18 protein-coding genes are annotated in these 21,870 nt (G+C 39.0%); 9 read left to right on the top strand and 9 right to left on the bottom strand.

From position 1 onward, the window contains the following. Positions 1 to 185 precede the first annotated feature (185 nt). The 3 genes from ASG14_RS10375 to ASG14_RS10365 all read left to right on the top strand — a co-directional run bounded on the left by ASG14_RS10375 (position 186) and on the right by ASG14_RS10365 (position 3,310). A complete protein-coding gene (locus tag ASG14_RS10375; RefSeq protein WP_162238728.1) occupies positions 186 to 1,238 on the top strand; it encodes a serine hydrolase in 1,053 nt (350 codons plus the stop codon). Between the two features lie 125 nt (positions 1,239 to 1,363). Continuing rightward, a complete protein-coding gene (locus ASG14_RS10370; protein ID WP_056871006.1) occupies positions 1,364 to 2,122 on the top strand; it encodes a helix-turn-helix domain-containing protein in 759 nt (252 codons plus the stop codon). 27 nt (positions 2,123 to 2,149) lie between these two features. Then, positions 2,150 to 3,310: an NAD(P)/FAD-dependent oxidoreductase gene (locus ASG14_RS10365; RefSeq protein WP_056871005.1), complete on the top strand. Its 1,161-nt coding sequence runs from the start codon at positions 2,150 to 2,152 to the stop codon at positions 3,308 to 3,310. A gap of 136 nt (positions 3,311 to 3,446) precedes the next feature. On the opposite strand, the gene ASG14_RS10360 is transcribed toward ASG14_RS10365, so the two are convergent. Continuing rightward, positions 3,447 to 5,861 carry a TonB-dependent receptor gene (locus ASG14_RS10360; RefSeq protein ID WP_056871004.1) on the bottom strand — a complete coding sequence of 805 codons (2,415 nt, stop codon included), beginning with the start codon at positions 5,859 to 5,861 and terminating at the stop codon, positions 3,447 to 3,449. Positions 5,862 to 6,112: 251 nt separating this feature from the next. Continuing rightward, positions 6,113 to 6,418, bottom strand: a complete 306-nt coding sequence (locus ASG14_RS10355; protein ID WP_157274900.1) for a hypothetical protein — start codon at positions 6,416 to 6,418, stop codon at positions 6,113 to 6,115. Positions 6,419 to 7,093: 675 nt separating this feature from the next. Between ASG14_RS10355 and ASG14_RS10350 the strand changes: the two genes are divergently transcribed. Beyond that, a complete protein-coding gene (locus ASG14_RS10350) occupies positions 7,094 to 7,702 on the top strand; it encodes a PAS domain-containing protein (protein ID WP_056871002.1) in 609 nt (202 codons plus the stop codon). Between the two features lie 105 nt (positions 7,703 to 7,807). Further along, positions 7,808 to 8,212 carry a response regulator gene (locus tag ASG14_RS10345; RefSeq protein WP_056871001.1) on the top strand — a complete coding sequence of 135 codons (405 nt, stop codon included), beginning with the start codon at positions 7,808 to 7,810 and terminating at the stop codon, positions 8,210 to 8,212. 446 nt (positions 8,213 to 8,658) lie between these two features. On the opposite strand, the gene ASG14_RS10340 is transcribed toward ASG14_RS10345, so the two are convergent. Continuing rightward, positions 8,659 to 9,537: an SDR family oxidoreductase gene (locus ASG14_RS10340; RefSeq protein WP_056871000.1), complete on the bottom strand. Its 879-nt coding sequence runs from the start codon at positions 9,535 to 9,537 to the stop codon at positions 8,659 to 8,661. Between the two features lie 111 nt (positions 9,538 to 9,648). On the opposite strand from ASG14_RS10340, the gene ASG14_RS10335 reads away from it, so the two are divergent. The 4 genes from ASG14_RS10335 (at position 9,649) to ASG14_RS10320 (ending at position 12,638) form a co-directional block, all read left to right on the top strand. Next, a complete protein-coding gene (locus tag ASG14_RS10335; RefSeq protein WP_056870999.1) occupies positions 9,649 to 10,026 on the top strand; it encodes a helix-turn-helix domain-containing protein in 378 nt (125 codons plus the stop codon). Positions 10,027 to 10,397: 371 nt separating this feature from the next. Continuing rightward, positions 10,398 to 10,805, top strand: a complete 408-nt coding sequence (locus tag ASG14_RS10330) for a pentapeptide repeat-containing protein (RefSeq protein WP_056870998.1) — start codon at positions 10,398 to 10,400, stop codon at positions 10,803 to 10,805. Between the two features lie 133 nt (positions 10,806 to 10,938). After that, on the top strand, positions 10,939 to 11,493 hold the full coding sequence (locus ASG14_RS10325; protein ID WP_157274899.1) for a GNAT family N-acetyltransferase: 555 nt from the start codon (positions 10,939 to 10,941) through the stop codon (positions 11,491 to 11,493). 164 nt (positions 11,494 to 11,657) lie between these two features. Continuing rightward, on the top strand, positions 11,658 to 12,638 hold the full coding sequence (locus ASG14_RS10320; protein ID WP_056870996.1) for a glycerophosphodiester phosphodiesterase family protein: 981 nt from the start codon (positions 11,658 to 11,660) through the stop codon (positions 12,636 to 12,638). A gap of 230 nt (positions 12,639 to 12,868) precedes the next feature. Here the strand turns inward: ASG14_RS10320 and ASG14_RS10315 are convergent, their stop codons facing one another. The 6 genes from ASG14_RS10315 to ASG14_RS10285 form a co-directional block, all read right to left on the bottom strand. Beyond that, a complete protein-coding gene (locus tag ASG14_RS10315; RefSeq protein ID WP_056870995.1) occupies positions 12,869 to 14,005 on the bottom strand; it encodes an esterase in 1,137 nt (378 codons plus the stop codon). Between the two features lie 11 nt (positions 14,006 to 14,016). Beyond that, a complete protein-coding gene (locus tag ASG14_RS10310) occupies positions 14,017 to 17,175 on the bottom strand; it encodes a TonB-dependent receptor (RefSeq protein ID WP_056870994.1) in 3,159 nt (1,052 codons plus the stop codon). Between the two features lie 393 nt (positions 17,176 to 17,568). Beyond that, positions 17,569 to 18,684, bottom strand: coding sequence for an acyltransferase (locus ASG14_RS10305; RefSeq protein ID WP_056870993.1), 1,116 nt, complete (start codon positions 18,682 to 18,684; stop codon positions 17,569 to 17,571). 907 nt (positions 18,685 to 19,591) lie between these two features. Continuing rightward, the gene (locus tag ASG14_RS10295; RefSeq protein WP_157274898.1) at positions 19,592 to 20,203 is read right to left on the bottom strand and encodes a hypothetical protein; all 612 of its coding nucleotides are present in this window, start codon (positions 20,201 to 20,203) and stop codon (positions 19,592 to 19,594) included. A gap of 22 nt (positions 20,204 to 20,225) precedes the next feature. After that, a complete protein-coding gene (locus ASG14_RS10290; RefSeq protein ID WP_056870990.1) occupies positions 20,226 to 20,930 on the bottom strand; it encodes an SOS response-associated peptidase in 705 nt (234 codons plus the stop codon). A 270-nt stretch (positions 20,931 to 21,200) separates the two neighbouring features. After that, complete coding sequence (locus ASG14_RS10285; protein ID WP_056870989.1) at positions 21,201 to 21,680, bottom strand: hypothetical protein; 480 nt, start codon at positions 21,678 to 21,680, stop codon at positions 21,201 to 21,203. Positions 21,681 to 21,870 lie beyond the last annotated feature (190 nt).

Genomic DNA, 21,870 nt, shown 5'->3' with positions numbered 1-21,870 from the left:
ATCGCCCGGATTGCGCTTCTAAACTACAAAGCTTGATTGTAAATCTCCGTGAAGTAATAGGCCTTTTTAAAAATAATCAATCTAATGAAAATTTTAAATCCTCTCAAAGACATAACTGTTGATTTTTAAAGGTTCAAATGTAACAAATGAATTTCGATGCTGTCTCAAATAGAAAATTAAAGTTCATGAGCAAACATGATTGCACTATCAAATTCGTTTTTCTATTAGCCATTTTAACAGGAACACGGACCTTCGCACAGAATGATAAAGCGAAGATAATAGACGAATTTTTGGTTAAAGCAAATGAATCAGGCGTTTTCAACGGGAATATATTAGTTGCAGATTGTGGAAAAGTAATAGTTAGAAAGGCAATAGGCTATGCAGACGCATCAAAAGAAAATCTGCTCAACGTACATCATCGCTTTCATATTGGCTCAATAGCAAAAGAATTTGATGCCGTAGGGATTATGATGCTTCAGGAACAAGGTAAGCTAAGTATAAAAGATAACTTGTCTAAGTTTTTTCCACAGTTACTACCTTGGGCGAAAAAAATAAGTGTGAAGAACTTATTGCAGTACACCAGCGGCTTGCCTGATATAAAATATCGGACGGTTCATAGTGATGATGATAACTGGAAAGATTTGCAATCCCTTGAAAAATTAGAATTCGAGCCCGGAAGCAGCTATGCTTATAACAATAACAACACGTTTTTACGCAGGCAAATAATCGAAAAAGTAACAGGTCTTTCTTTTAAGCATTTTGTTCAAGAGAATATGCTCAAAGTCGCGGGTATCAGTAATGGTATAGTCGACCCGAATGAAGGCGATTCAATGGTGGCGAAATCATTTAATGATGATTTTAAACAGGATGGCCTGGAAGTGCCGATTTCTGGGTGGACTTGCTTAAATATCGATGATTTTTATAAATGGTCTCAATGCATCAATAACTTTTGCCTGATTAGCCCCGCATCTACAAAAGAGATTATTACGCCAGTTTCTGCTGACAAGCAATCTGGCTTAGGCGGGGGTAATATGGAAGATAATAAGGTTGTAACACATACACACGATGGTACTGCTTTACATTACCAGGCATTAGTAATAGCTGACAATACTAAAGAAAGGACAATCGTTATCCTCTCTAATCAAAGGCAAGGTAATCTTTATGACATTGCGGCTGCCATTCAATCAATTTTGGATAATAAGCCCTATAAACTATTGTCAAAACCTGGCTCTAAATAATTTTATTATATTCATCTGTTCTCCCGTCGCCGTTCGTAGCTGAATATATTTTTACCCGCTAACTGCACTTCAGCGTGTAGCTGAGTAGAATCTAGAACTGTTCCATTTTCAATCAAACCCTAAATATGGTTAATGGCATCTATTATAAACAAATCAAGCCAGATGATGATCTTTCGGACTTCGTGGAAAGTTTTTGGGTGCTCCAGAATGATTCAGACAATGATAAGGAAACGGTCGGGCTACCGGATGGCCGGATAGATCTGTTTTTTATACTGTCAGGCAACGAGTCTTTCAAAGTTGTACTGCTTGGTTTAGGTACGCAATATCATGAAAGCGGGTTCATACCTGCCAAAAGTTTGAGATTTGCGGTAAGTTTTAGGCCGCTTGCCGTTGAATATATCTTTCGTGAAACCATTTCAGCTATTGTTGATGATGGAAAAATATTAGCTAACGGTTTTTGGGATATCAATCTTCAAGATCTTAAAACTTTTGAAAGCTTTTGTGGGTTGGCATCACAAAAAATAAGATCCCGCATCCCAACAGAAATCGACCCTCGCAAAAAGAAATTGTTTGACCTCATCTACAAAATGCACGGCTCTGTTACCGTAAAAGAACTTTCTGAAAACGTTGGTTGGAGCAGTAGACAGATGAACCGATATTTTAATCAGCAATTTGGTATTTCTTTAAAATCATTTTGCAACATAATCCGCTTTCGGGCTTCATTGGATCATATTGCACAAGGAAAACTTTTCCCGGAGCTTAATTTTGCAGATCAAACCCATTTTATCAAAGAAATAAAAAAGTTTTCTGGCGTTGTGCCCAAAGTACTTTTTAAAAATCAAAACGACCGATTTATACTATTATCTTCCTTTAAGACAGCATAGTTTTGCATATTCAAACAGATAAAGAATATGCAAATCAATAATAAGAAAATCGCAATTATCGGTGGCGGCCCGGGTGGTTTAACGTTGGCCAGGCTGTTACAGCTTAAAGGCGCCGATGTGAAAGTATATGAAAGAGACATCAATAAAGATGCACGTGTACAAGGCGCACCACTCGATATGCATGAGGCGTCGGGAATGGCAGCTTTAATTAAAGCTGATTTGTTAACCGAGTTCGAAAATAATTTCATGCCGGGGGCAGACAAAACTTTAATCTTAAACCATCAGGCGGAAATCTTTTTCAGTGATCATGAAAAGAATATCGAAAAAGATTTCGGCGATGCGAACTTTCGTCCTGAAATTGACCGCGGCGCTTTGAGAAAAATATTATTAGAGTCTTTGCAGCCGGAAACTATCGTTTGGAACAGTCATTTTACTGCTATGACACAGTATAAGGAAGGCTGGATGCTACATTTTAAAAATGGACTGTCTGTTTATTCAGATGTCGTTATCGGTTCTGATGGCGCAAATTCTAAAATCAGACCTTACATAACAGATGTTAAGCCTTTTTACTCTGGAGTAACCATGTTGGAAGGTAATATTTATGACGCTAAAAAAGCGGTTCCGCAATTCGATTCACTAATTAACGGTGGTAAAATCATGGCTTTCGGAAAGGGGAAAAACATTTTAATGGGGCAGAAAGCAGGTGGTGAGCTCGGATTTTACATAAGTTTTAAAGCCGATGAAATGTGGTCAAAAGATCGCAACATTAACTTCTCAGATCGCACAGCGGTTCTGGACTGGTTTAAAAACGAATATTCTGACTGGAGTGATATTTGGCATACATTGCTTGAGCATGCAGCGATTCCATTTATTCCGCGGCCAATTTACTGTGCACCTTTAAACCAAACCTGGCAAAGTCTTCCAAACCTCACCATCATTGGCGATGCCGCTCATGTAATGCCACCATTTGCAGGAGAAGGTGCAAATATGGCAATGCTCGATGCGCTTGAACTATCTGAATGTCTGACTTCTTATGAGTACGGTTCCTTGAAAGAGGCTATCTTAGCTTATGAAATAAAGATGCGACAAAGAGCGGCAAATGCAGCCGGGGTTTCGCTTGAAAATGGTGAGAAAATGCACTCAGAGAATTCATTGAAGACAATGCTGGAATTTTTCAACCGCCAGTAAAATGTTGTTGTATTAAAATTATTATTGGTGAAAAATGAAATGATATCTTCTTTTTCGAGTTTTTAACTTCTGGGAATTTGTTATTCACTGGATGATATCCATGAATTTTATTTTAAACACACAATTCTCCTATTAATTATTGAATGTTTAAAAAAAATGCCTTTCGGCCAAAACTTCCTTTATTATCAATCCCTTCAATCACTACCTTATAAATACCAGGTGTACCGGCGGTAAAGAAGTTGAAAGTTGCTTTCCCATTCTTGTCTGTTTTAACTATAGGATTCCAATAAATAGTGCTTCCTAAATCTAGAAAGTTTTGGCTATAATTCTGTTTGTCATAATCTGGCATATAAAACTCCCTCTCAACGGCAAAACCTTTATTTTTCACAACTATTGAATTTCCTGATGGTATTGCTACGGCATTTCTCCCTCGTTTGGTTGTAACGTGCATAACGCCAGCGCTTGCCTCCATGCCATAAACAATTGTGTACCCAGGTGACAGTAGGAGCTCGACCCCTTCAACGTCGTCTTGGCTGATATATTTTAATACATCATCTTGGTCCTGATTTATTGGAACACCATCTAGTAATACGTATAAGGATTTTCCGGTTCTATTGCTGTTAACTTTGCCATTGCTTCCTACTGTAACGCCGCCCATTCGTCCAACAGCACTTAGAAAACTTGTATATTGTTCCATAAAAGTAGCATCATATGCATAATTTGCTACGCCAGTCAGATTTTTAGAATTTTTAATCTTTTTAACTGACGCTCCTTTAATTTCAACGGTTTTGAGATTTATTTCGTTGGATTTTACCAGAGATTTTTGCCGGGCTTTAAACTGTGCTTTCGTCGCCTTTAGATATGCTGTTATATCGCTCTCCTGTATAGGATAGACTTTGTCGGTTTTAACGGTCGGGTTGCGGTCAATAGTGATATTAATATTTTCGCCACCTTTAATGGCTTTTGTCTTCAGCATTAACGAAACAGTTTCAGGAAAATTTAGCCTATCAAAGACAAAACGCCCTTGCCCGTCTGCGATGGTATCCAGCATTAGATTAAAGTCTTGGGTTGCTGAAAAAAGCATTACTTTCGCCTTTGGTACCGCTTTACCGCCGAGGGTTGAAGCTATTCCCGAGATTTCAATACCCTGTTCGGGCAGCAATTTGAGTTCAGGGTAGCGTTTCTCGATGATGTCAGTCCATTTAAACCTTCGCCAGCCTTGGGTAAGCATTAAATTATCAAGTTGTTTTCTCTTTTCAAGACTGTGTGAACTAAAATAGTAATTCGGTTTTTCGATATATCCCTTTAAGTCAGAGGTTAGGAGAAGATTTGAAAGAACTGTCGGTTGGTCATCTTCGTCAGATGGTACTTTACCGAGATCCGTAACAGAAACTGAAAAATTGCCTTCAGCAGGTCTTCCCTCAAAGTCACTGGCTTGCAATGCTAAGACTGCCTTTTTTTTGACGAGCAGTGTCTCAGTCAGTTGTTTAAGCTCAAGCCTAAGTTGGTCATTGTTATTTACAAAATATAGACACTCGGCAACAGGTATATTCGAGGCATCAAAAAGAGTAAACTGAACAATGCCAGTGGGGAAGGTAGACTCTGAGATTTTTACGGTGATGGTGTTTTTGTTACTATCAATTCCGAAAGATGTATATACTCTTCCACCGGATTGTGCAATGACATACATCCTCCCTTTCTTAGCGACATTGCTATTCACCGTAACTAACACCTCATTTTCTACCCCGTTGACCGAAATCACGTGCCCTTCCTTGAGGGCTTCCGGCACGACAAATGTTGTAATGCTTCCGTCAGGCATCTCTACCTCCGCTTTGTAGTGCTCACCACTTTCGGGAGTAAAAGCTGTAACTCCAATGCCGGCATGCTGTGTTTTGAATCCTATAACTTCTCTCCCTGTTAGTGTTACAATTTTTCCGGAAATTGATGTTCCAAGGCCGTTATAAAGCACAGCCTTTATTCCAACTTTGCTCCGTAAGCCGTTTACAAAATTCCCACCCTCTGGAAAAAATAGTACTTCCAGTTTGTTTTTTTCAATGATCTCCTTTTTTTGCTCTTCTATCTGCGCTGCATCACCAATAATCACGGTCTTTTCAAACATGAAATCATGATCATAGTTAAGCATATATTTCGTGTATGCCCGTAAGCTGTAACGGCCTGCTTTCAGAGAATCTTTTAATAAAATGCTGCCATGTCCTACACCTCCATTGAGTTCAAAAACGGAAGAATTTTTAACTTCATTATTTTCATCAACAAGGTCTACATGTAATACCTTGCTTATACCCGAAAGCTTATTATTTGCAGCGATGACGACGTATGCTTTTAACCAAATATCTTCACCAAGGGCATAAAAAGGTTTATCGGTATGAATGTGGACTTTTTCTTGAGGAAAGTTTTGGGTATGTGCTTCCAGTTGATTGATAACATCTTGCCAAGGGACTTCCTTAATAAAAGTGACACCAAGTAACGCGGAACAAACCGTTGCAAACAAATACACAAAAATTTTCACTCTGATAAAAGCAAATCGGGGCATAGATGATTACTTAAAAATAGGGCGCTCAAGATGTGACCAGTATTCTTAATTAAATTGTTAAAACAAATAATATCAATATTACGCATTCTAATTAAATGGAGACAATCCGTTTCAACCGAACAACGTTAAAAAAAAAATTGACCAATAAGCTCAAACTTTCGCTAAGAGCATCACTAAAAATATCGATTTATTAGCTATAATGGTTGGCCAACATTGTTTTGCTAATTAAAACTGGGTTTAGTATTTAGGTTTCATTCTATATTGATGGTTTCCGGGCCAGATATTAGTTTCACTGAGCATGCACACTTTCCTCCTGAAACAGTCATACTCACTCTAACAATCTTTCCTGTTCCTGATGTAATCATAACCTGAACCGGATCTCCGGATTCAGCAAAGTCAGTAGGTGCGCTAAATAACCTGTAACTGAATATTTTTCCAAATCCGATATTCATGTGATTTTGCAGATCTTTGTAAGTTTTCCCTGTTCTGAAATTAACTGCCTCAATTTTAACAGCTTCTATTCCTTGATTATTGCTGTCAACGGTATTTATTGTCACACTTCTCGTTTCGGTTGGGCAACGAACTATTCCGCAACCTGTATTGATAGGAGTTTTGTTGCAAGAAAAACAGAATATCGATAAAAAAGATAGTTTGATTGCAATATACTTCATTCTGGGTCTTCTAAGTTATCTACCACAATTTACAAATAAATTATTATATCCGCTGGAACGTCAAAGGTGCAATTTTAGTAGATTTCTTTATCTGTTAGTAGCAATTTTAAATGTTTAAAAGTAAACTTCATCATTTATTCTATAAACAAATTCAAATAGGATGTCCGGGATTCATAATTGCTGTAAATCTAGCTGAAAGAATAGGCTTAAAACCCGGATACTCATTATGATTTTTTAATTCTTCGCTTTTTAGACAATAACCTAAAGGGAAACCGCAGGAAAAAAAATTTGATGATTCGGCCAGGTTCCTAATTGTAATAATCAAAGGCTTCGCTTAGATGCACACGCGTAGTGAAATCGGGAGCATTACTTAGCCACTAAATTTCAACGCGTTCTGGCGTTTTGTACTTATAAATTTGCTACGTAATCAATTGGTAAGCAGGGCAACAACTCGGCCGCTGCATTTGCCATTTTGTTTAATCGGACTCATTTGTTATTTTTCCAATCAATAATGCCACACACATCGATGGCTCCTAAAAACATAAGTTATCTCAATCTCTCATGGAACACTTTGCCGAAACCAGAAAATTACTGGAAAAATCTAACTACTTCTATATCATAAGCGCCGGAATGGACGGAAATTACGCTTACGTCAATCAGCATTACGCGGAGCAATTTGCCTTTGTAAACGAAACGCTTGTCGGCCAGCCATACCACGTTACCATGCATCCCGATGATAGGAAAACCTGTGAGGACGTATCCCTAAAATGCTTTCAGAATCCCGGAAGTCTTTTTCCAGCAACAATAAGAAAGCACGACGGGAAGGGTGGTTATCTGTATACCCAGTGGGAGTACAGAGCGATGTTTGATGAAATGGGCGCTCCGGCGGGAATTTTCTGTCTGGGCTATAACATTACACAGTTCGTAGCGGATAGGATACGCCTGGACGGGGCTTTGGACGAAATCGAAAAAAAATCAGTGCTGTTGAGCAGGATATCCTTCAAACAGTCACATCTGGTCAGAGCGCCACTAACCAATATACTCGCTTTGACTGCTATATTGGAAAAACAAACCGAAGACAAGGAACTGCTAAATCTGTGCAGGATGATTCTGGATAGCGCAGAAAGCCTGGATCTCGCCATTCGGGACATCGTAGGAAGCATGCGGTAGTTTCGGTCAGGTTCATGATCTTCGAAAGGGTAAAAAACATTTTGTAGGGCAGCAAACCAATCTTGTTTTATAGTGTTAACCATTCGAACGCCTTGCTAAAAAAATATGCGCTACAAAATCATGATCGTCGATGATGATCACATTGCCCTTTTTCTTCACCAGACCGTCATCTCTGATTTTGGTGTTAAAAATGATCCTGAATCTTTCAGCAGTGCACTCCAGCTGCTGGATCGTCTCGAAACTGATCGTGAAATGGATACAGAGTATCTCATCATGCTCGACATCAATATGCCCGTTAAAAACGGCTGGTCACTTCTTGAAGATCTCACCGCGCATCCACTGTTTTCAAAAATGCATGTTGTCATGGTAAGTTCTTCTGTCGAGCCCAGCGACCAGCAAAGGGCATTCTCCTACAAAATTGTGAGCGATTTTATTATCAAGCCTTTAAATGAAGATCAGTTGACGAGGATAAAAAATATTAAAAATCTGGAACCATTTTTTACCAATTAGCAAGTGAACTGCCTGGTTCATTAAGGAATAAAATTTTTCATTGAAATTATCCATGAAAAGTTTGCAATCGATAGCATACTTAAACTAATTTCAAGCTTGTATTTTTTGGAATGATGGCCGCTTTTGACCCAAATGGTTCGACAAAATTGTAGAATAAAAGATTAGGTAATAGGGCAAGGTTCCTAAATGTAATAACCAAACACTTTGGTTAAATGCACCCGCGACACGCGTGCGCCAGCGGGGGCAAAGAAAAAGCCATCCAAAAGACAAGTCGACATTACAAAAATTCACTATAGAGGAAACTTACAAAATGTATCGGTTCAGTTTAGAAGCTTGTACGAACTGTGCTTATTGTTGTTGTGGGCAAATTCAAACTTGGTATAGCTTGTTATTAGAGAAACAAATCCTGGTAAGCAACATCCATATTTCGGTGCTACGCAATAATGTTATCCATAGGTCTGATTGATAAATTGAATCATGGATGTTGGTTTTCTCTCTAAAAACGTTTGTAAGGTATTATCTTCCAGGTCCATCGTTCCTTGCGCTACTGCAGTCCCCCACATTGTAAACATTCCAATGTATAAGTCAGGGATACCCAGCTTCCTCAATAACATTTCGAATTCATTAAGGGTTGGTGAGTGATATTTTACTCCTTTTGCAAGCTGAATCGACAGTGCATCCGCTATATCATCAAATGTAACCGCCTCTGTATTTGTAAGCTGATAAACCTTGTTCTCATGGGATTCGGTTAATAACACATGAGCTGCTGCTTCAGCTAATTCTTCACGAAGCACGAAGCTGGCCTTTCCTGCCTGAGCTGGGAACATAATGGTTCCTGTTTCAGCTACTTTATCCCCTACAAATATTGGGATCATCTCTAAATAAATTCCGTTCTGAAGTATAGTATAATTAATACCACTCGCTTTTAAAGCTTCTTCCGTTTGGACATGAGAATTTTGAAATGCAGCTATAGCAGAATCTTCAAAATGTGGTTTTCTGATAAAAGAGGTATAAATAATTTGCTTAACCTGTGCCTCTTTTGCAGCGTTTATTACATTTAGATGCTGGCTAGTCCTGTTTCCAAATGCTTCCTTATCATTACTTGAAACCAGCAAAAGCTTATCTACACCTTTAAAGGCACTTATCAGCGACTCGTGATCATTATAATCGCCGGCTTTCAATGTGATTCCCGTATCTGCAAGGCGTTTCGCTTTTTTTACGTCTCTAACTAATGCAGAAATTGTAGAAGGTTCTGCACCTTTTTTTAATAAATGGTCAATGGTTTTAGAGCCAAACTGACCTGTTGCACCTGTAACTATAATCATCTTAAATTTTTTTTAATACCGCACAAATATAGAGAAGTCACTATTTTAAATATACTTGCTAATCTAAAATAACTACTATACTTTTGTATACTAAGACTTGCAGTTATTGATATGGAAACGTTCACAGATTTGATAGACAGGGATAAGGTTCAACAATGCCCCAAGCACTACGTGCTGGCACTGACTGATACTTTAAACGTAATTAACGGCAAATGGAAGCTCCCTATTATCGCTTCTTTACTGCACGGAAGAGTTCGCTTTAAAGATTTACTGGAAAATATCGAAAAGATTACGCCTCGCATGTTATCTAAAGAGTTGAAAGAATTAGAAATAAACGGATTTGTGAAGCGACAAGTGTATGACCAGACGCCTGTCCTGATAGAATATCTATTAACAGATTCTGGTAAGCACATTACTAAAGTGATTGATGCAATGATAGATTGGGGTATGATACACCGGGCGGAATCAATAAAGAGTAGGTGGCAATGATATAACTAAATAACGGGCACACAAACTTTAACGAGGCCGGTTTTCAAAAACTTAATCATTCCTTCCTTTAATGGAATTGGCTATGTTTCTTTATTAAAAAATATTAATCACAATTCCCTCTCAACCTTAATTGATGCCAGAAACACACAGATAAAAAAAATATTATTGCGTGCGGGAAAGTTACCTTCGTTTTCGATACTCAACATTGCTCAGAACCTTCAGAAAGCTAAAAATTTAATTTTTATTAGACCTTATAAAAATTACATACAATTCTGGTACCTGTCTTCTGTCCAGTTCAACACCTCTATTTGTCCTGACCAGCCGTTTGTTATCTGCTCATCTATTGGCAAGTTTGTACAAACAAATTCACTATGGAAACAATCAAAATTACTGGCGCTGAGAAACCAGTGGTTGCAGCGGAATCGATACTGCAACATTCATCATTTACGAAGGTTTGCCTAAATCACACGGTGTTTAATGATGTAGCAATGGCATTCGTGCAAATAAAAAATGCCGACCTAAGTAATATGGAGATAGACGGTGCACAGTTGGGGGGTGCATACATTCATAATGTCGGCATGCCGCCAGAAGGCCATCCGGCGTATGACCCTCAGTCCGAACATGCCCCATTAAAATTTGAGTGTTGCGACCTTGTGGGTACTGTCTTCACCGATTGTAAACTTAACCAGGTCAGTATCTTTGACTGTGATTTACAGGGAATGACGATTGACGGAATTTTAGTTACTGAAATGTTAAAGCGATTTAAGGATGATTTGTAATTTAGAATTGATGCGAGCCTGCCCAATGGGCAAAAATTTTATCTGAAATTAGCCTCCGCGTAGAGGTGCCGGATACAAAAGCCGCACTTGTTCTGTTCATAGCGTTGGTTAAATTCGATTTTTGCCAAAAAATGTGGTTAATTTATATTTCACACTCGTTAAAGTTAACATGATAGACATCAACTTCCAGCCTTTCCCGAAACTCATCACTGAAAGGCTTTATCTTCGGCAGCTAAAGGTTAGTGATGCGAACGAAATTTTTTTGCTTCGCAGCAATGATAGCGTGAACGCATTCATCAACCGGCAAAAAGCGGCCTCGGTTGTTGAAGCTGATGCATTCATAACCAGAATTAGCACTATGCAAGCCAATAATGAAGCTATTATGTGGGCAATTGTGCGGAAAGGCTTCGACCAGTTAATTGGAACGATAGGTATATGGAATTTCGAAATCGAGAACGCTCAGGCAGAGATTGGCTTTGAAATGTTGCCACAGCACCAGGGCAATGGCCTGATGTTCGAAGCTTTAACATCCACGATAAATTTCGCCTTTAAAAATCTGTTGCTAGACAGAATCGTTGCTAACGCCAGACAAGATAATCAGAGGTCGATCAAATTATTGGAAAAATGTAGCTTTATTAAAAGCGATGAAAGAGACGGCGAGTACATATCCTATAAATTATTAAGATAGCCTTTACAGTCGAATGAGCATAGATAGCCATTTCGGAGGGCATTTAGCGTAAAGCTTTTTTGAAGGATAATGCAATTTGATGTAGTCATTAAATTTAATATTCACCTAACATGCTTGTCCACTGCTCTGCTCTATTTTTACGCACTTAAAATATAGAACAGTTTATGAAAAAAAACTTAGCAATTGTATGCTTTTTATTATCGGGCACTGCTTTTTCGCAACAGAAGCTAGACGTTCAGGCCCATCGTGGCGGTATGGCGTTATTGCCGGAAAACACAATTCCAGCGATGTTAAATGCGGTGAAATTAGGCGCTAAAACTTTGGAGCTGGATGTAGTTATCTCTGCCGATGGAAAGGTGGTCGTGTCTCACGACGCCTATATGTCAGCTGCGTTCATGAGTAAACCCAACGGTACTGAAATTGTTAAAGACGAAGAAAAAGGGTTAAGCCTGTTTCAGATGCCATACGATAGCATCAGCCGCTATAGTTTGGGAATTAAGCAACATCCTATGTTCCCTAATCAACAAAGGTTAAAAACACATAAGCCTTTATTAAGTGATTTAATCGACAGCGTGGAAAACTATGTGAAAAAGGCTAATCTTAAACCGGTTTATTACAACATAGAAACCAAATGTTCTCCGGCGGGCGATGGAAAATATAATCCCACTCCTGAGGTATTTGTGAAAACAATGATGGATGTAATTAATGCAAAAGGAATCAAAAGCCGGGTCATCATACAGTCTTTTGATGTGAGAACGCTTAAAATTCTTCATCAGAACGAGCCGCAGGTTAAATTATCACTTTTGGTTCAGGGTAAAATGAATCTAACCGAGGATCAGCTTAAAAAGTATGGATTTTCGGCCAAAGAAGTTGATGACTATTTTAAGCAGATGAATACAAAAAAAGGAGGGCTCGAGGAAGACCTTAAAAACTTAGGATTCGTACCTGATATTTATAGTCCGTATTACAGTGGCGTAGATCTGGAAATGGTTAAGAAAGTACATGAGAAAAACATGCTGATTTTGCCATGGACTGTAGATAAAGAAGAGGATATGATTGCTTTAGAGAAAATTGGCGTAGATGGCATCATCACGAACAGCCCGGATCTTTTAATACGTTTAATGGGCAGCTACCAGAATAAATAACCTGTCTTTCCTCGTAAAAAAAAAGCACCTGATTTTCGTCAGGTGCTTTTCTTATTGGTAAGGTTTGGAGATGTTAATCTTTGATAGATTAGAAAAAAGTGGTAGGCATTGGATAAATACAACAGATATGTTTGGCACTTTTTCTTGCGAAATAACTGGCTAAAAAGTCTTTCACGCTCTTTAGCCAGGTATTTTCTTGTCCTCCAAAAACGATGTCAAAATCTCAGCCTCTAGTCTTTGAAAATGAGTTGACTAAAATCTGTCAAATAACGGCGCCAAACGTTGTAAGAGTGTACACCTTCAGTTTCCTGGTAGAAAAATTTAATGTTTTTAGATTCAAGCCAGGCTTTGTACTTTCTGTTCGATTCAATTAGAAAATCATCTTTTCCAATAGCTATCCAGATCAGCTTTAAATCTTTATTGATTGATGCGTCGAGTTTTGGAAAAGCCTTTTCATAGTCGGGATCCAGTAAAATAACCGCTGCACTGAAACCGGCAACATAGCTAAATAACTCTGGATGGTTGAGGCCAACATCTAAAGATTGCCCTCCACCCATAGATAGGCCGGCAACGGCCCTGTATTTTTTGGTCTTGCCAACATTGTAAATACTTTCTATCCTCGGAATAACTTCTTTGATAAAGGATGAAACGAAGAGTTCCTCATTTTTCTTCAAAGCGGCCTTCCCGTAAGGTCCGGCGCCAGGTTCAAGCATTTCCGGGGCACCGTAGCCCAGCGTGTTTACAATAATCATTTCCTTGGCCTTTCCCTGCGAAATCAAGTTATCTAAAATAACATTTTCGCGGCCAGCAGTTGTCCAGGCGCTGGTTTCATCTGTAATGCCGTGGAAAAGGTATAATACAGGATAAGGTTCTTTTCTGTTAGGATTATAGCCGGGTGGAGTGTAAACCCTAAAGTCTCTCTCATCGCCAACAATATCCGATTTATAAAAATGCTGCGAAAGAATACCATGAGGTACCTGATTCACTTCCCAACTCAGGGTTTTAGGTCCTGGAACATAGGCCAGACTTTGCCCTAAAGCCCGCTTAAACAAGGGTTTAATCATGGGGTTGTTCGGGTCGGGCAGAACATTTCCGTCTACAGCAAAAGTATACCTGTAAATATCCGGACTAAATTGTTCAGTAAAGCTCCATATTCCGGCAGTGTCCTTTTGCATAGGTCTTACTTTTGCATCATCCATAATGAGCATAACCTTCCTGGCATTTGGAGCCAGAAACCTAAACGTTACCTTTCCCGTTCCACTTACTTCCGGTGATTTGATAAGTTTTGGCGCAGGATTTTTAGCAATCTGTGCACCGGCAAAGCCGATACACATGATGCATAACATTGTAATTATAATTTTTTTCATCTTCTGTAAAATTAAAAGCCGTAACGAAGGCCAACCTGAACCTGATATGGGTTGCCTGATGGCACTATGATTCCGGCATTTGGGTTAACAACATAGTTGTAAGTGTTGGTGGCTGCATTAAATCCTGTGATAGAATATATTGCCTGTGTGCCAAGGATTTCACTAACACCCCATTTTTTGTTCAGCAAATTGCCGAGGTTAAAGACGTCTCCGGAAAGTTCTAAATACTGTTTACCTGATATCTTGAATTTTTTTGCGACACGAATATCCCACTGGCCGTTAAAACTGTTTATCCCGCCATTTCTTTCAGCCACCTGATCGATACTTTTGGTAACATAATCTTTAAAGCTCTGGCTCACTAAAGGATTATCGAGAATGGTTTGGATACCTGTTCTAACCGCAGCAGGAACGCTCGCCTGGTTAGGGTTGAAAACGAAAGCCAAATCATTTGTTGCTACAAAATCACCGTTTACATTGCCTGAAACAATCATCGAATACCTCGAGCCACCGAAGCCTGAGTAACGGATACCCACACTTACACCATAAAACGTGGGCAAGGTACCGTAAACAACCACTTTGTTTTTGAACTGGTTGTCTGATGCCGATAATCTGCTGATGTCTCTAGGATCATCTTTCACCGGCAGCGCTAATGTAGCGCTGTTGGCTACGTTGCCATTATAGGAAGTGTTATCCTTAGTTTCGTTTCTGGTGTAACTGAACGAAATTTCACCATCTTTGAAATATTTATATGTACCATCGAATACGAAAGCGAACTGGTTTACTTTCCCGTCACTGTTTAGGGCAAGCACCCTGCCAACATTTGTAGTTTTTCTACCTAATGTCCAGTTTGAAACGCCCTGAGCGGTAATAGAGCTCGCCGGAACGTAAACACCGCGGTTGCCTTCATTGGCTAACCTGAAAAACGGCTGGTCGACCATGTTTGCGTCTGTATACATGTAATTGTTGCGGGCAAAACTTGCGTAGGCACTAACGCCCAACCTCAGTTTACTATTGATAATCCTGTTGTAAGAAAAATTCGCCTTGTACAAAACAGGTATTCTGGTGTCCTCTCTGTTTAGGTTAATGGTTGTCAGTTTTTGAATAGACGGGTTGTTAAATAATTCCTTTCCTGGTGCAGTAGAGGGGTCTGCCCGGTATCCCGGAAAATTTGGGACCGGAACATTCGCCCCACGAAGGTCAACTGAGGCCATTCTTGTGCCGTCAAAAACCATATTATTGATCATGGTATAGTTCAGAATGTCAGAACCAAAAATTCCACCACCCAATCTTACTATATCTTTTTGTCTGCTGCCAATATCCCAGGTAAACTGAACTCGTGGCTGCAACTGAAATGTGTTTAAAGAGTGGTCGGTTTTTAACCCAAGATCATTAAATACCACCCGGTTAAAGTTAGGCTTATTCAGATAGTTGGTGTAGTCGGCACGGATACCAGCCATCATATCCAGACCCGGGGCAAGCGTTGTCTGCATTTGGGCATAAAGGGCTGTATTGATATAATTCTGCCTTACGTTTTCATCATCTACCAAAGGTATTTCCCTTGCATAGTTATAAGGTGTATTATTCCTAAAAGCATCCATACCTAAATAATAGAACCTTCCATTTAACTCGCTGCCATACCTCGAGTACAGGTGTGTGTACATCAAATCTGCACCAAAGGTGAAATTGATTTTATCAGTATTAAAATATAGGTTATTTGTTGCCTGCACTACATTGCTAAAAAAATATTCTGGTGCATAACGCTGCCCGCCAAGCTGAATGGTTGTTAGCACATTTTTTCCATCAACAACTGAAGGTAATTGCTGAACGATTGCACGGGGAATATTTGTTTCCGGTAATTGCTCGCCTGCAAGGCTTTCAAAAGATGAAGTTAAATATTGAACCTTTGCCTCATTCGTTAATCGCGGATTGATAACGGTTCTTAAAGTGGCCAGCGTGCTATTGCTTCTGGTTCTGTTTGTTCCATATACCTCGTAAAGATTAATCGCTGAATTGTCGCCGATGTTCTGGTTATTGCGATCAAATATGAAATTATTAGTAAGGGTAAGCAGGTTTTTAGTGTTTAGCTGCCAGTCGAACCTGGCAAATACAGCCTCGGTTCTTTCCCTTTTATCAAACGATCCAAATTGCGGAGTGTTGGCTACGCCATATTTATTTCGTGCAATACTTAAAAAGTCATTTAAAGTTGCCTGAGTTACGCTAAGGCGTTTCTCATCATCTATGGATTGAATATCGGCAATTTGTAATGGTCTTGCATCTCTCTGGTGATCATAAGCGACAAAGAAATGCGCTTTATCTTTTACAATGGCACCACCGAGACTAAAACCATACTGGTATGTTGAGAAATCATTGTTACGCTTGTTTCCTCTGATGTCATAAGGCGAGGACAACCAATCGGCTCTGGCAAAAGTGAAGGCACTTCCGGATAGTTCGTTGGTTCCTGATTTAGTAGCCGTTGTTATGGCACCACCGCCACTTCTGCCGTAGGTGACATCATATTGGTTGGTAACGACTTTAAATTCTCTTACCGCTTCAATGGAAATTGAATATGGAGCGCCAGGTGTTGCCGTACCTCCGAAAGTCGGGTTTTTTGCAGTCATGCCATCGATAGAATAATTCGTTGATGTTGCCAGTTGACCCGAAATACTTCCACCTCTGCTTAGCGGAGAAAGGTCGATTAAGGAGGTGAAGTTTCTCCCGTTAACAGGAAGCTTGGCAATGTTTCTGGCGCTTATGGATGTGGATGCACCCAGGGTTGGGATTGATGATTTAAGTCCTGAAGAAGTAATTTGGACAGTTTGTAATGCCGTTGAAGTAGATTCTATTTGAATATTGATTTTTTGCGCATCGCCTAGGTTTAGCATAAAACCTGTTTTTTTCTGGGTTCCGAAACCCGTAAAACTTACATTTATGGAGTAGGGTCCGCCGAGCGGCAGCTGATTAAAGGTATATTCACCTTTTGAATTTGAAGCTGTTGAAGTACTAAATCCGGTTGCTTCATTCCGTATGGAGATTGATGCTCCTGGAACCGGCTTGCCCGATTCTTCTGTGATTACGCCATTAATTGAGGCCTGCGAGCCCTGGGCAGATGCCAGGCTCGGAAAAACGCAGCCTATGAAAATTGATAGCAGCGTGTAATAGAAAATTTTCATATGAATAATTAGTTATATCCGGCGAAAATACAAGCATCGTGTTAAGGGGATATTTAAAGTTTATTATCAAAAAACCTTAAAATACGCTTGCAAATGCAGATTTGATAACCAAATCTTAAAACTGGAATGTCGATGATTTAACTTTCAAGAAAAATGTTTCTTAATTATTAAACCGTCGCAAAGCTTTGGAGTAATTGAAAAATGCCATGCGAAATGAGGTTTTTTGTTTAAGATCGGTGCATCCCACAAAAACCCTTTTGAGTTCACCTGCTGCAAAGGAATAAATAGATTGATTTTTACAACTTATTCGTTAAATCATTGCAGTTCAGATTGATATGCTCAAGAAACGACCATTGATTTATAGGCTTTAACATGGGCAGATGGCAGCTTAAATTAAGCTAGTTTTTTCCTTAACCATTTACGCAAAGGCTCGTCATACCATTTTAATGATACATAGGCCAAAATAATACTGCCTGTTAAAATGCCTAATGCGTAAGGCAAAGCCGCTCCAATCGTTATCCCTTTATTATTGCTGATCCACGCAACGTAAAAATACACCAGGGGGTAATGTACCATGTATAATGGATAAGAAATGTCACCTAGAAATTTGCATAGCCTGTTTTCTTTTGTAGATTGCATTACGCCACTTGCCCCGAAATAGACGATCAGCGGAAAAATAATAATAATGCAGATAGAGTCGTAAATCCCGTTCAACCATAAATGCTCAGCACCGCCAAGCCGCGGCATGTAAAGCACGATGGCGACCAAAAGGCTGCACCATAAGAAGGCATTCTTAATTTGAGTCGGCCTGGCAACCCGCGACAGTAAGAGGCCGGCAAAGAAAGGGTACATGGTTCGGGTAAATCCAATGCGTACCTGCTCAAAATTTAGCGTCCACCCACCACTAACATCGCCGTTGGTGACTGCTAAATGTACAAGTGCAATAGCAGCAATAGCCACCAGGATACTCAATGCCAACGTAGAAAATTTCCTAATCCATACTGCATATAAAATGTTCGCGATGTATTCGAAGAATAATGACCAACCCACGCTGTTAAGTGGGTGCATCTCCTGCCAGCCACGAATATCAAGCGACAGCGGTACCGGCAGAATTGTATAACCGATCAGCATCACTAACAACATCTTCCAAACGGGAACGGCATGAATCATGGGCCATATGGTAGAATCTGTAAAATAAAATCCAATAGCTCCAAGGGTCATTCCCAACACAACCATCGGCTGAAGACGTTCGATACGGCGTTTAAAAAATGTACCCACCGTTGTTTTCTGCCAGCGATCATCGTAGGCATAACCAATCACAAAGCCTGATAACAGGAAGAAAAAATCGACAGCCAGATAACCGTGATTTACTAATTTATCTAAATTACCTGTTGAGAATGGTTCGGCCAGGTGAAATGTTACAACAATGATGGCAGCAACACCCCGAAGACCATCTAGTATTGGATAGTGTGGCTTACTTGCTAACCTATTTGTTGATTCAGACTTCATGAACGGATGTAAAAATCGCAATTTGTTAAAAAAAAGCTAATAATTCAATTATCTAACTGAATATTAATTTTTAATTGGCAACGCTTCAAATAGTCCATTCGGTGGCGCATTATCATTATTTCGCGGTCGATAAAAATTGACTTAAAGTGTGGGATTGCCCTTTAATTATAGAGCTGGTATTTTTTGGAATGATGGCCGCCTTTAAGGCGAAATGTTTCGACAAAATTGTAGGATAAAAGATTAGGTAATAGGGCAGGCTTCGTAATTGTATTAATCATAAGCTTTGCTTGAATGTACATGCGGTACGCGTGCTCCAGCAGAAAATGTCAACGTAATTCAGTATTTAAAAAATCATGATTATAATTGATATTAAGGAAAAATCAATTTAGCCTTAACATCCGTATCCCTGAATAACAAATCTCTTTTTATTATTTTTTGGTCAACCAACATTTTGCTTTTAGACAAAGTTAAATTTTGCACGCTTGAAGGCAACTTTGATTGCAATTGTGTATTTTCATTTGAATCTCTGAAAAGTAAATCTCCAGTTTGAAAAGTATTGTTCCTGCCCAGATGGAGTTTGTAGGCCTCCTTTACATCAACTATTAAAGTGTCAGAATGAGATAGGCTTTTGTTCCCTATTCTTAAATTAGAAATTTTGGAGTTGCTAACAATTTGCGATTTTGCAGATAAGGAAAAGACAATTAGAAAGCAGTACAGAAGAGATTTCATATTGTGAATTATTAAATGATTAAGCTGTTATTTTTCAACTATTGAAGGTACAGAAAAATGTAGATGCCAGCAAGTCCTAACCTTATTAAGGTAGTTATATTAACAATGTCATTTATTGAAATGGCTTCAATCTAGCTATAACTTAACAGAAACGTTTTGCTCTATTTTTTTAGCCTTTTTAATATGATTTGTTTCCTGACGGGGGGAGCCCTTCCTTCCTATAGTGTGGGATATAATGTCTTCCTAGTATCTTAAACCTCATTACTTCAATTTCTTCTGGTATTACTCGTCTGATTCTTAACGAATAGCTAGACGAGTCTTTATGCTGGATTTCTTTCAAAAAATTGATAAAGTCAGTGCTGATGGTATCATTAAAAGAAGCAACATTTATAGTTTTAATTTTCTCCGAACTCTTTTGAAGGATAACATTCTCTTCAAAAAACTTTGGCTCCAGGCCCTTAGGTATTTTCAATAAGCCATTAGGCTTTAAACAAGCTGAGTTATCCTCCTCGCCATCAAACACGCCAGCAACTTCTTTAGGTTCCTGAAAAGAATAAAAATAGACGTTATCATTTGAGTCAATGATAAAGTTGTCCCTGCCAAACTTTACTTTAGTTGGTAATAAAACAACGCCATCAGATCTGGTATGGAGCGCTTTATCTATACTATCTTCTTTAGAAATGATGTAATCAAGCTTAGAATCATCTCTACATGACGGAAAAACCGCTCCATACATAAGTATTAGAAAGAGCGGTTTTAATAAATAATGCCTTATTGGCTTTAGTGACATTAATTTAGCTTTAAATAGCTGCTTACGCTTCAATTGCCTTCATGGCTTCGGGCTTGTTTCCAATTTTAATTAAATCCCGGTCAACCCGATAAGCGGCCATATTCGAGTCATCGCAGGGCTGCATTAAATGAATAACTTCCTCTTTTGATGTGGACGGATTCAGCCAGGTGTTTATCTGTTCATTCGAAATAATAACGGGCTGTCTGAATTTTGTGTTGTGAATGTCTGCCATTAGTTCGTTTGCCGGCGCAGTTATAATTGCAAATGATTTGTGCCATTCCAAATTTTCAGGATTTTGATAAAAAGCGTAAATGCAGGCCAGGTTAAAATACGGATGTTCTTTTGGATGAATGAAGTAGGGCAATTTATCTTTTTCAACTTCTTTATATTCATAAAAACCTTCTACCGGCAGTATACAGCGTTTAGTCATGATGCTTCCTTTAAACGAAGCGAGGTCGAACACCGTTTCAGATTTGGCATTCAGTGAATTATTTGATAGCTTAACCATATCTGCCAGTGGTTTTTTCCAGTTGGCCATCAAACCCCAGGTCATCCGTTCCATTTGCCGCACACCGTCTTTAGCCGTTATTGTAACCAGGTTTGGATGGGCGAAACCGTTGGCATGGTAGTAAATGTGATCTTCTAAATCGGCGTCATTAATGATTGGTGCTGCATAAAAATCTGCATACTCGTAAGCTTTAGATGTTTGGGTTGCTCTGTAACACATAAACTAATTTATTAATTAATTTCGATATCGGATTGCTGAAATTGATTTGATGGAAAATGCTGTTTTTTTTTATCAAGGCAGGATTTAAATTTGTGAAATATGTTAGGGTTGGCTTTGCTTGAATGTGCACGCGACACGCGTGCTCAAGCGGGGGTGGTATTTATGTCAAAGTTTGCCCAAATAATTTTTCTGTCTAGCATAGTGAAACGAAGAAAGTGATTGTACCGTGAGGTTACATTGAAGGCTGGCTCCAATACTAACCACCATGCTCTATTGTCCTCTTTTAAGTTTACAGCAGTCAAGAAATACATTTTTTCTATTTCGTTTCTTGTCAATATTTATGTCAAAGTTTGCCCAAATAATTTTTCTGTCTAGCATAGTGAAACGAAGAAAGTGATTGTACCGTGAGGTTACATTGAAGGCTGGCTCCAATACTAACCACCATGTTCTATTGTCCTCTTTTAAGTTTACAGCAGTCAAGAAATACATTTTTTCTATTTCGTTTCTTGTCACTTCAGATTCCGTRTTTTTATACGATTTGTAGGCAAGATCGTAAAGGTCAGTAACAATACGCTCATAGTCTGCAGCCAATTTTTTAACCAATTCTAGCTTGTCGTCCAGGTTTTGGGCAACGTTGTTGACAGAAATACTGAGTTCGACTTTATTGTTCGGGCAAATATTATCCACAAGTCCAAACCACTCTTTGTTTCTCTCATTAAATTTAATATTTCCAAAAGGTTCTATCGTCATTGTAGTCGTCTTTCAACATGCTGCCTGATTCTAAATATACGCAACTTATTTTTTAACGCTTCGTTTTTTGAGACGAAAGATATAATTGCAAATCCCTCAACCTATCAAAAATCCACCCTTTTTTGATAATGTCTGCGAATGTTTCAAATCGAAGTTAATGCATTGGTTTCAAATCGAAGTTAATGCATTG

Origin of the sequence: Pedobacter sp. Leaf194 (assembly GCF_001423945.1) — a bacterium.
Lineage (GTDB): Bacteria > Bacteroidota > Bacteroidia > Sphingobacteriales > Sphingobacteriaceae > Pedobacter.
Note: the sequence above shows the minus strand (reverse complement) of the source record. Positions and strands in the feature narration are given on the sequence as shown.